Genomic DNA, 10,505 nt, shown 5'->3' on the forward strand with positions numbered 1-10,505 from the left:
TCGGTGCCATCTCCATGTGTCCACCTCTTCCTTGGTGGACACATCCTTCACACCGCGTCACTCAACCGAACAGGTGCGCGGAATTTCGCGCTTACGCTCCACACGTCCAGACCGTTCGCTATTCCGGCAGCCATCGACATTCCCGCCGGTCATTTTCCTTCGAATGATCTTTGGAAGGCGCTTGGGAAGCTCTCAGGCGCCTTTTCCGTGTCGAGCCCCGATCAGCGTTGATCGAATGAAGCCGCGATCATCTTCAGCGTAGCTGCCCGGGCTGCATGAGCGTTTCGCTGCCGCGTATAATAGATAATATCAAACGATAGCCCTAATGCCGCTTTTGCCCGATAGACTGCGGCTTCGGAGTGGCGGTCGACTGGCACGACCAGGCTGGGCTTCAACGCGCGAAGAGTTTCCGCAAATCCAGCACGATATGCCCGATCGATAACATTTTTCTTTAGCGTACTGCCGCTGTCTCCCCGAGTGCGGTAGGGTACGAGGTAAGGGTACGCGACTTGACGCAAGTTCTGGCGCGAAGCCGCCAAGATGGCATTCACATGCACCCATTGCGGCCCCCAAGAGGGCATGCCAAGGTAGTATGCTTCATTCACTTCCTCGAACTTGCTGGGTTCACCAGAAATCGTAAATTCTTTCACAGCCTGATACAGTCTAGCGTCACCTGATGTCGGGCGGAAGTTGTCCTTTCCACCAGCGGGGTTGACGGAGACTATTGCCAAGCCTTTTTCTTGATAATCCCCCCCGACCATTCCTGGTACGGCGACATCCGCCTCAGACGCCGACGACACTGGACGCAACTGCGCGTCCGCGGTCCCAAAAATATTCTCACGCGTGACCTTAGCGCGTTCGTGCCATAATTCGGCTAAAACCGAGCGATCAAGCACAATTAGAGCTTTGCAGCGGCTTCGGTCGAAGAAGTTCCTTCAATAGGCCGGTATACGGCCCACCAGTGAGGGTCATCGGCCTTTGCATCCACTTTGATGGTGATCTCGATCCCGTCGATGAGCCATCGATGGTACTGGAAATACTCCGGCCCTTCGCCACCCATGCTTTTGCAAAGCGCGGCTAATTTTCCGGCCAACCCCGACGCGTATTGGCTACCGCAATCATTTTCTTTTATCTCACGCTCGGATGCGGAGGGCTCTCCATATTTTTCCAGCAGAGTATTCGTGACCATCTCTCCACACTTCTTAGTGGAGTCGTCGCGAATGGACCATTCGAGGTTGACCCTAGTTAGGCCCTTGGTTCCATACTCGGTTGAGACTACCGCGTGGCATCCCTCGGATAAAGGTACGAGCCTCTTCGGATAGAGCGCCTTCACCTCGGCTTTGGTCATGCCGACCCGCAAGTTGTTCCAAATGACAGGTCGGACATCTTGCTCTTGCGCGATTGCACTCGTGCAGCAGCAAAGCGAAATGATTGCCGGAAGTATTTTTTTCATAAATGCCCCCCAAATTTTTGCTTCTTATAGGAGGGCGCTGTTGCTCTTTCAATGGATGGAATTTCTGGTCTCGTCTTGAGATTACAATAGCCGAAGCCACTCCGGATCACATCGAGGCGCCGTATTGCTGCAGGGTCGGCGCTAACGGACGGTGAGTTTGGTCTCGTGTAGCACCGAAAACAACGCTGGGTTGCTCCGACGCGATGGTCGCGAAGTCCCAGGACCGGTCATAATCTGAATTTCCACTTCCAGGTACGACAAAATCGCTGTCGAACGGCTTGGATGGGCGCCAATCGGCCTCAGTGCGCTGCCACCCAATCTTTGAGGGCAGCATCGATCCGTGACTGCCAACCGGGGCCGCCGGATTTGAAATGCTCGATTACCTCGGGTGAAAGGCGCAGAGTGGTGCTGACCTTTTTCGGGGCCTTCTGTGGGCCGCGTGCGCGAATCGTCTTTGCGAGATTCGGGAAGGCTTCGGCGAAAGGCTTTGCCTTGGCGAAATCCTCGGCTGTCCATTCAGGGTTATCGCTGACCGCGTCCATATCGGCCTTAGTGTATTCGGGAGCGGCATGTTTCGGGTCGGTCATGGCAGGAGCCTCCGTTCCATAATGCTGGCCGGGCGGGCAGAGATGATCGAGACGCCTTCGGTACCCAGCACAGCGAAAATTACCGTGATTGTGCCATTCATCTCACCAATGGCGGCAAAGCGTCCGTCCTTCGCAGGGATGACCAAGGCGGAGAGGAAAAACCCTTCACCCACATCGGCAAAGTCGATCCCGTGCTTGACGAGGTTCGCTTGCCGTTTCGGTTCATCCCATACGATTATCATAGCTTTTTGTAGTTACGATTTGATTGACCGTCAATCGCTTTTTGTAACGACAATTTGACCGTGGCGTCAGGATCGATCTTTCGATTCCTCAGACGACGCAGCCCCTTGAACATCTTGCCGGCGGCCCCACTGGCGAACATAGTCGGCAGGAAACCGGACGGTCGTATCTCGGGGGCGACAAATTTGCCCTGAAGCGACTGGCGTGGGCGCTACGCTGCTAGTGCAATCCGTTCTACCTTGATCTCATCTTCATGCGCGCGTGCGCCAGCGAGGTCATAGGCCGACTGCATGCGAAGCAGCGTGTCGGCCTTGACCCCGAATGCCTTTTCGAAGCGGATCGCCATGTCAGCTGAAATCGACGAATGCCCGTTCAGCAGGGTGCTGAGGGCTTGGCGCGAAACGCCGAAGTGCTTTGCCAAGTCCTTGGTCGTGTAGCCGGAAGGATCCACGATTTCTTCCTTGAGCCAGACCCCTACATGGACACGGAGCGAAGGATGCATCTGCAGAGCCATCAGTGATAATCCTCCAAATTGAGGTCGGCGATGGTTGTTTCGTCAACCTTGGTGAACGTCAGCCGCCAGTTCTTGGTGACGGTCATGGCGAATGTACCTGCCCGCTCCCCGGTAAGCGGGTGGAAGCCGAAATTCGGGGGAATCGCGAGTTCATCAAACGAACCCGCATCCACGATGTATTGCAGCATGTTGATCACACGGCGATGCTCGATAACGCCCTTGGTCAACCCAGTGGTGAACATCTTGCGAAGCGCTTTGTGTGTGATGCTTTCGATTTCCACGCGTCAAGCTATACGCGACACAACGCCATTCGTCAACCGTCGCTTGACACAGGAAGACCCTGATCGACCCTACCGGCAAGAGATAGCCGACGAGCCGCTTCCTGGGGCGTGAGATCGGCCCTCGAATGACCGGCATGGGCGCGTTGCAGATCGACCGCCTTTCAAACTTTTAGTCCGGAAGCTGCCTTTGCGGAATCGCCCCGGCCCGGCCGTTCAGCAGATCGGCACGCGCTCCTGGAACCGGCCAGTCATGACCGAGGGTCCCAATCCGGAAGCCGCCGAAGTCGGGAACGGTTGAGGTTTGGGGGTTACGATTGGCCGACTGTCCCTGTAGGACACCGCGATGAAAATCGCTGTGATTTCTGACATTCACGGGAATATCGCTGCCCTTGAGGCAGTTCTTGCCGACGCCGCTACCCGGCAGGTCAACCAGATCGTCAACCTCGGAGATATTTGCTCGGGCGGTCTGTTCCCGCGTGAAACCGCTGATCGACTGATGTCTCTCGAATTGCCTACGATCCGCGGCAACCATGAGCGCCAACTCACGGATCAGTCCCGTGAGCGCATGGGATTGTCCGATCGCCATGCAGCTGACACCTTGCTTCCTGAGCAGCTTGCTTGGCTCGCGGCATTGCCTCCGACCATGCGCCTGACCGATGATGTGCTGCTCGTTCACGGCACGCCGGACAGCGACCTTACGTATTTTCTAGAGACGGTGACGGAAGACGGGCTCCGCGAAGCCACTCGCGAAGAAGTCGAACAACGTGCAGGCAGCGCCGATGCGGCTCTGATCCTTTGCGGCCATACACACCTTCAGCGCATCATGACGCTCGATGACGGACGCATGATCGTCAATCCGGGCAGCGTCGGTCTTCCGGCCTATGATGACGATCGGCCCTATGCGCATCTGGTCGAGAGCGGATCGCCCCATGCGCGCTATGCGGTCCTGTCGAAGGAAAACGGTGGCTGGGCAGCGCAGCTTCTGTCCGTGGAGTATGATTGGGAGCAAGCCGCTCGCGACGCCGAGGCCAATGGCCGTTTCGACTGGTCCAGAGCTTTGCGTACCGGTCGCGTTTAATCAGGAACAATCGCAATGTTCCGCGACTGACGGGGTTTCGGGAAACCGCGCACATTCCCGAAATTCGATCGTTCTCGGGACGGCAACTACCGCCCTCTGCCTCCCGAAACCTGCCCTTCCGTTATCCTGAGGTTATCGGGCGACCGCCCGTTCGCGGATTAGCGAGTTCCGAACGGCCTAACGTCCGTCGAATTGGCGTGGCCGGCTTCTATCTCGCTAAAGCGGTGCCAAGACAGATTGCCTGGTGCGGCCCACGTCTCGAGACGCGTTCGCGATGCCTGCCCGTGTGTCGTTCGTCAAACTGCGGGCGGGCATCACGACGAGGATCATCGTTAGCACCAATGCCAGCGCAGAGGCCGACGCAGCGCAGAAACAAAGTCGCTCGCCGATGGTTCCTGAACATTAGCCGTTTTCGCAGGGGGACATGGCACATGGACGAACCTTTGGAAGCCGGGGACATCGCGTCCGCGCCGCGCATGCAGGTGAATGCGCCGGTGTTTTTCATCTCGGCGGCACTGATCGTGGCCTTCGCGGCCTTCGGCGCGCTGTTCCCCGAGCGGGCGGGCACACTGTTCACCGCCCTGCAGGGCGGGATCGTACATGACTTCGGGTGGTTCTACATCGCTTCCGTCGCGGGTTTTCTGATCTTCGCGCTCTACCTGATGTTCAGCCGCTATGGCGACACCAAGCTCGGCCCGGACGACAGCGAGCCGGAATACAGCTACCTGTCCTGGTTCGCGATGCTGTTCAGCGCCGGAATGGGGATAGGCCTGATCTTCTTCGGCGTAGCCGAGCCTATGCAGCACTATGCGCTGCCCCCGGTGGACGAAGGCAAGACGGTCTATGCCGCGCGCCAGGCGATGGTGCTGACGTTCTTCCACTGGGGCCTGCACGCCTGGGCGATCTACATCGTCGTCGGACTGGCGCTGGCCTATTTCGCATTCCGCCGTGGCCTTCCGCTGACCGTTCGCTCGGCGCTGTTCCCGCTGATCGGCAAGCGCATTTACGGGCCGATCGGTCATGCGATCGATATCTTCGCGGTGCTTGGCACCATGTTCGGCGTGGCGACGTCGCTTGGCCTCGGCGTACTTCAGGTGAATGCGGGGTTCAGCTACCTGTTCGGCATTCCCGGCAACAGCACGGTGCAACTGATCCTGATCGCGGCGATTACCGGCATGGCGACGCTTTCGGTCGTGGCCGGGCTCGACAAGGGCGTAAAGCGCCTGTCCGAACTGAACATCGTGCTGGCCGTGGCGCTGCTTCTGTTCGTGCTTCTGGCCGGGTCTACTGTCTTCCTCCTTCAGGCCTATGTGCAGAACATCGGCGCCTATCTTGGCGGCGTGGTGCAGCGGACCTTCCGCATGTACGCCTATGAGCCGAATCCGTGGCTGGGCAACTGGACGCTGTTCTACTGGGGCTGGTGGATCGCCTGGTCGCCCTTCGTCGGCATGTTTATCGCCCGCATTTCGCGCGGGCGCACCATCCGCCAGTTCGTGACCGGGGTGCTGCTCGTGCCGGCGCTGTTCACCTTCCTGTGGATGACAGTCTTCGGCAATACCGCCATCGCCCTCGACATGAGCGGCGTTGCTCCTATCGCCGATACGGTGGCCAACAACATGCCCGTCGCCCTGTTCGTAGTGCTGGAGCACTTGCCGCTCTCCACGCTGGCATCGGGTCTTGCGACGCTGCTGGTGATCACCTTCTTCGTCACTTCGGCCGACTCGGGCGCCCTGGTGATCGACATGCTCACTTCGGGTGCGTCGGAGAACACCCCGGTGTGGCAGCGCGTGTTCTGGGCCGTCTGCGCCGGCGCGGTGGCGGCGGTGCTCCTGCTGGCGGGCGGGCTGGACGCGCTGCAGACCGCCGCCATCGCCAGCGCGCTGCCCTTTGCGGTCGTCATGATCTTCATCTGCTATGGACTGCTGCGCGCGCTCCAGACCGAGCCGGAGGCTGGCGGCCTCGACCTGTCGGGTGTCGCCGGCGAAATGGACGAGAAACTGGGCTGGCAGCAGCGCCTTGCCAGCATCGTCCACTTCTACAAGGAAGCCGAAGTGCGTTCATTCATCGAAGGTACGGCATCGCCTGCCTTCGACGCCGTGGCAGCGGAAATGGGCGCGGCCGGCTTCGCGCCAGAAATATCCCGCGCGCGCGACCACATCACCCTCGCCGTCGATCATGGCGACCGGGGAGGGTTCAGCTACAGCGTGAAACTGCGCAGCTTCCGGACCCCCAGTTTCGCCTGGGCCGAAACCCGCAAGGCGCAAAGGGGAGAGAAGCTCCACTACCGCGCGATGGCGCAAAGTCCCCAGGACGACCAGCCCCATGACGTGACCGGCTATACGCAGGAGCAGCTGATCCACGAGATCGTGGGCCGTTACGCCGCCTTCCGTCATTTACGCCGTCTGGCTTGAGGACTGAAAGTTCCGGGGGTCAAAACGAACGCGCAGCCTGATCCCAAGGATCGCGACTGACGTACCAACCTTATTGTTCGATGCGCAAGGATTTGGGACGGAAGTGAGCCGATCCCTGTCGCGACGCAAAGATCTGAGGCGGGGGCGGCTAGCAGCCTCATGATTGTGAAGATGCGCATGGTTTCCTCCTTTTTGTGCCCCTTACTGCGAATCATTCGCAGTAAGGGGCATTGAGTTGTCATTAAGGAACATGCGTTGGGACCAGCGGCGTGGGGTAAGGCAGTTGGCCACGGTTGCTGCCGCTCTTGGCGCAGGGGCAACGCCCGCGCTGGCGCAGGACAACGACGGGCAGTTCTGGGTCGACTGGCTGGCGCGCAAGGACCAGATCGTGGTCTCGGCAACGCTGACCCCGGTGAAGATCGAGGATCTTCCGGTGGCCGTCTCGATCAAGACCGCCGAGCAGATCGCCGACGAGATGGTTACCGACATCAAGGATCTTGTCCGGTTCGAGCCGGGCATCAGCGTCCAGCGCCAGCCCGCGCGTTTCAATGCAGCGGCATCGTCAACCGGGCGGGCAGGCAACGAAGGCTTCAACATTCGCGGCATCGGCGGCAACCGCGTGCTGATCCAGGTCGATGGCGTGCGCGTGCCGGATGGCTTCAGCTTCGGCGCACAGAGTGCAGGGCGTGGCGATTATGTCGATCTGGGCCTGATCAAATCGGTCGAGATCATGCGCGGACCCTCGTCAGCGCTCTATGGCAGCGACGGCCTGGCGGGCGCTATCAGCTTCACGACGTCAGATCCTGCGGATTTCCTTCAGGGAGGCAAGTCGATCGGCGGTCTGGTGCGCGCCTCTTTCGCGAGCGCTGACAACGAGTTCGAGGAGACGGCAATCCTTGCCGGGCGCAGTGGCGACTGGTCCGCGATGGCCGCCTATACCCGGCGTGATTTCGCCGAGATGGACAATCGCGGAACCGTTGGTGGAACGGGTGCAACACGCACCGAACCCAATCCGCAGGATGGCCATTCCAATGCGGTGCTGGCACGCATCGTCTATCAGCCATCCGGTGGCCACAAGCTGCGGCTGACCGGGGAGTACCTCGATACCTACCTCTTCACCGAAGGCCTGACCGGCCTCAGCCCGACCGTCGAACTGCTGACCGGAACCGACACCGGCAATCGCAAGCGGGTGACGCTCGACTGGTCGTGGCAGGGTGATGGGCCGATAAGCTTCGCCCGGGCCGCCGTGTTCTGGCAGGATGCGATGGATCGCCAGTTCACCGACGAGGACCGCACGCCGCTGGTCGACCGCGAGAGAATCAACACCTTCGAAAATCGCGTGCTGGGCTTTGCTGCCGATGCGCGGGCTGATTTTGCCACCGGCGGCTTCACGCACCAGCTGGTGTTCGGGGCCGACATCGACACCACTCGCCAGCGTGGCCTGCGCGATGGCACAGTCCCTCCGGCAGGCGAGACGTTCCCGACCCGTGCCTTCCCGACCACCGACTTCATCCGCGCCGGGGGCTTTATCGGCGACCAGATCACGCTCGGTAGCCTGACGCTCTATCCCGCGCTGAGGTTCGATTGGTACAAGCTTTCCTCTCAGCGTGACACGCTGCTGCCAGGGTTTGCCGCTGCCGGACAGCAGGAATCCCGTCTGTCACCCAAGCTTGGCGCAGTGTGGAAGCTGTCTGAAGCCGTGCGGCTGTTTGCCAACTATGCCAACGGGTTCAAGGCGCCCGAACCGGGACAGGTCAACCAGTTCTTCGGGAACCTGGCGCATGGCTACATATCGGCGCCCAATCCCGACCTCGGGCCAGAGCGCAGTGAAAGCCTCGAAGGTGGCATACGCCTGGGCGGCCAGGCAGTCAGCCTTGACGTGACCGCATTTTCAGCCCGCTATCGCGATTTCATCAGCCAGGAAGTGGTAGGTGGCGCCTTCACTCCGGCCAATCCGGCGGTGTTCCAGTTCGTCGACCTCGACCGGGTCAACGTGCACGGAGCCGAAGCACGGTTCGAGGCGAGGGCAAGGAGCGGCCTCTACGCCAATCTTGCACTGTCCTATGCCCATGGCGATGTCATTGCACCCGATGCCGGAAGGACGCCCCTGTCCACGGTCGATCCGCTCAAGCTGGTCATGGGTCTGGGTTATCGCGATCCGGCAGGGCGCTTTGGCGGGCAGCTGATAATGACGCACAGCGCCCGCAAGGAGCAGGAGCGGACTACCGGCCTGTGCACACCAGCCTGCTATCGGCCTGCAGCCTTCACGATCGTCGACATGGTTGCCAATGCGCGCCTGATGGAGGGGCTTACCCTGCGTGCAGGCGTGTTCAACCTGCTGAACCAGAAATACGCCTGGTGGTCGGATGTCCGCGGGCTTTCCAGCACCGCTACGAACACCGACGCCTTCACTCAGCCCGGACGCAACGCCAGCGTCTCGCTCTCCCACCGCTTCTGATCACCGAACCCTGGAGCTTTCCGATGAATCGTATCGCCTGTGCAATGGGCGCAAGCCTGCTTGCCTTCACCATGTCCGTATCGCCCGCTGCCGCGCATCCGCCGATCGCGGCGGAGCAGGCCGCGGCCAGCTTCGAACAGGACCGCGCCGACATTCTTGCCATGGCAGGCAATTTCAAGGTCCGCTTCGACATGCAGGAGTCGACGCGCTGGGATGCTGCCTACACCCCTCTCGAAGCCAAGGTTTCCGGGGGGAACGAAATCGTGCGAGTGGTCGAGGACACCGGCCGCCGGATCGTGTTGCAGCACCTTCTCGTCGTGAACCACGAAGGAAAGGACATGGTAATCAAGCACTGGCGGCAGGACTGGGACTACGAACCCGCCAAGGTGCTGGTATATGCTGATCGCAACACCTGGAAATGGGAGGACGTGCCCGAAAAGATGCGCAGCGGTCGCTGGTCGCAGACGGTCTGGCAAGTCGACGACAGCCCGCGCTACGGCGGGTGGGGACAGTTCGAAACTCAGGGCGGTGTGCGGCGCTGGCGCTCCAGCTGGACCTGGCGGCCGCTCGCCCGGCGCGATGCAGTGCGCAATCCGGTCTATGACCGCTACTATGTCATCAATCGCCACCAGAACACGCCTGAAGGTTGGGTCCACTGGCAGGACAACACCAAGATGGGGATCAAGGACGGAAAGCTCGTGCCGATCGTGCAGGAATATGTCCTCAACACCTACACCCGTTTCGACGGCTATAACGTGAAGGCTGCGGACGAATACTGGGCCGCCGTGCGAGCCGAATGGGACCGGATTGCCAGTGAGAAGGGCGGCATCGGCGTGGCCGAGGAAGCGGCAACTGGCACGGTGATCAGCGGCAGGCTGATGCAACTCGCTGATGACCTGCATAATGGCGAGGTCAAGTTGCGCGATGCCATTGCCGGCGCGCGCAAGCTGATTACTGAGAACACCCGCAAGCTTTGAATGTTATCCGGGTCAGGCATTGGCGACGCCTGACCCGGATGTCCCACCATGCCTGCGCAAGTTCCCGGTGTGCGAAGGGTAGCAGTTGTGGCGCGATTCTCACTCACGTTAGCTGTCCGGTTGCGGCATTGAACCTGCCGCCTGACCGGCCGCGATACTACGTCCGCCAACTCCCAACCCTAGGCTTTGCATGTCGATTGCTGCCGTCAGTGAGTTTCCGCTTCTGGTTGCGATAACCAGGCTCGCGATCCGCCGAGACGGGAGCCAAGCGGCCGCTGGCGCGAACGGCGGTGTCGGTGCTATGGGGAGGACTGCAAAAAGGAGGGGGTAATGACCAAATCCATATTGCTTCTTATTCTCCCGGCATTGTTGGCCGCGTGCCAAGCGAGTGAGACGCCTGCAGACGGTGCCGCCGCGCTGAACGATAGCGCCGCTGTCGACACTGGCGTCGATGAGCGGGCCATCCGCGGGCAGATCGATCAATGGGGCCAGCTTGTGAAAGCCAA

Annotated in this window: 10 protein-coding genes; 4 read left to right on the plus strand and 6 right to left on the minus strand. The window is 60.4% G+C overall.

All coding sequences use genetic code 11. From position 1 onward, the window contains the following. Window positions 1-221 precede the first annotated feature (221 nt). The 6 genes from B5483_RS23040 to B5483_RS22440 all read right to left on the minus strand — a co-directional run bounded on the left by B5483_RS23040 (window position 222) and on the right by B5483_RS22440 (window position 3,075). Window positions 222-896, minus strand: coding sequence for a hypothetical protein (locus B5483_RS23040; protein ID WP_139384134.1), 675 nt, complete (start codon window positions 894-896; stop codon window positions 222-224). Window positions 897-898: 2 nt separating this feature from the next. After that, complete coding sequence (locus B5483_RS22420; protein WP_079732116.1) at window positions 899-1,348, minus strand: hypothetical protein; 450 nt, start codon at window positions 1,346-1,348, stop codon at window positions 899-901. A 404-nt stretch (window positions 1,349-1,752) separates the two neighbouring features. Further along, the gene (locus B5483_RS22425) at window positions 1,753-2,040 is read right to left on the minus strand and encodes a BrnA antitoxin family protein (protein ID WP_079732117.1); all 288 of its coding nucleotides are present in this window, start codon (window positions 2,038-2,040) and stop codon (window positions 1,753-1,755) included. Beyond that, window positions 2,037-2,282, minus strand: coding sequence for a BrnT family toxin (locus B5483_RS22430; RefSeq protein ID WP_054944950.1), 246 nt, complete (start codon window positions 2,280-2,282; stop codon window positions 2,037-2,039). The genes B5483_RS22425 and B5483_RS22430 overlap by 4 nt, the downstream gene beginning before the upstream one ends. Window positions 2,283-2,491: 209 nt before the next feature. Further along, entirely contained in the window at window positions 2,492-2,794 is a 303-nt protein-coding gene (locus B5483_RS22435) for a HigA family addiction module antitoxin (RefSeq protein ID WP_176168181.1), read from the minus strand. Beyond that, window positions 2,794-3,075, minus strand: a complete 282-nt coding sequence (locus B5483_RS22440) for a type II toxin-antitoxin system RelE/ParE family toxin (RefSeq protein WP_054944952.1) — start codon at window positions 3,073-3,075, stop codon at window positions 2,794-2,796. The genes B5483_RS22435 and B5483_RS22440 overlap by 1 nt, the downstream gene beginning before the upstream one ends. A 343-nt stretch (window positions 3,076-3,418) precedes the next feature. On the opposite strand from B5483_RS22440, the gene B5483_RS22445 reads away from it, so the two are divergent. The 4 genes from B5483_RS22445 to B5483_RS22460 all read left to right on the plus strand — a co-directional run bounded on the left by B5483_RS22445 (window position 3,419) and on the right by B5483_RS22460 (window position 9,999). Continuing rightward, on the plus strand, window positions 3,419-4,153 hold the full coding sequence (locus B5483_RS22445) for a metallophosphoesterase family protein (protein ID WP_079732118.1): 735 nt from the start codon (window positions 3,419-3,421) through the stop codon (window positions 4,151-4,153). A 431-nt stretch (window positions 4,154-4,584) separates the two neighbouring features. Continuing rightward, complete coding sequence (locus B5483_RS22450) at window positions 4,585-6,564, plus strand: BCCT family transporter (protein WP_079732119.1); 1,980 nt, start codon at window positions 4,585-4,587, stop codon at window positions 6,562-6,564. 250 nt (window positions 6,565-6,814) lie between these two features. Then, window positions 6,815-9,022 carry a TonB-dependent hemoglobin/transferrin/lactoferrin family receptor gene (locus B5483_RS22455; protein ID WP_079732120.1) on the plus strand — a complete coding sequence of 736 codons (2,208 nt, stop codon included), beginning with the start codon at window positions 6,815-6,817 and terminating at the stop codon, window positions 9,020-9,022. 23 nt (window positions 9,023-9,045) lie between these two features. After that, window positions 9,046-9,999 (plus strand): DUF6607 family protein, encoded by a 954-nt coding sequence (locus B5483_RS22460; RefSeq protein WP_079732121.1) that lies wholly within the window; start codon window positions 9,046-9,048, stop codon window positions 9,997-9,999. Window positions 10,000-10,505: the final 506 nt, after the last annotated feature.

The organism is Novosphingobium mathurense (assembly GCF_900168325.1).
GTDB lineage: Bacteria > Pseudomonadota > Alphaproteobacteria > Sphingomonadales > Sphingomonadaceae > Novosphingobium > Novosphingobium mathurense.

Excerpts from the sequence above, each read along its gene's own strand:
- B5483_RS22420 (WP_079732116.1), bottom strand. The coding sequence starts at position 1,348 with ATGACCAAAGCCGAGGTGAAGGCGCTCTATCCGAAGAGGCTCGTACCT.
- B5483_RS22425 (WP_079732117.1), bottom strand. The coding sequence starts at position 2,040 with ATGACCGACCCGAAACATGCCGCTCCCGAATACACTAAGGCCGATATG.
- B5483_RS22430 (WP_054944950.1), bottom strand. The coding sequence starts at position 2,282 with ATGATAATCGTATGGGATGAACCGAAACGGCAAGCGAACCTCGTCAAG.
- B5483_RS22435 (WP_176168181.1), bottom strand. The coding sequence starts at position 2,794 with ATGGCTCTGCAGATGCATCCTTCGCTCCGTGTCCATGTAGGGGTCTGG.
- B5483_RS22445 (WP_079732118.1), top strand. The coding sequence starts at position 3,419 with ATGAAAATCGCTGTGATTTCTGACATTCACGGGAATATCGCTGCCCTT.
- B5483_RS22450 (WP_079732119.1), top strand. The coding sequence starts at position 4,585 with ATGGACGAACCTTTGGAAGCCGGGGACATCGCGTCCGCGCCGCGCATG.
- B5483_RS22455 (WP_079732120.1), top strand. The coding sequence starts at position 6,815 with ATGCGTTGGGACCAGCGGCGTGGGGTAAGGCAGTTGGCCACGGTTGCT.
- B5483_RS22460 (WP_079732121.1), top strand. The coding sequence starts at position 9,046 with ATGAATCGTATCGCCTGTGCAATGGGCGCAAGCCTGCTTGCCTTCACC.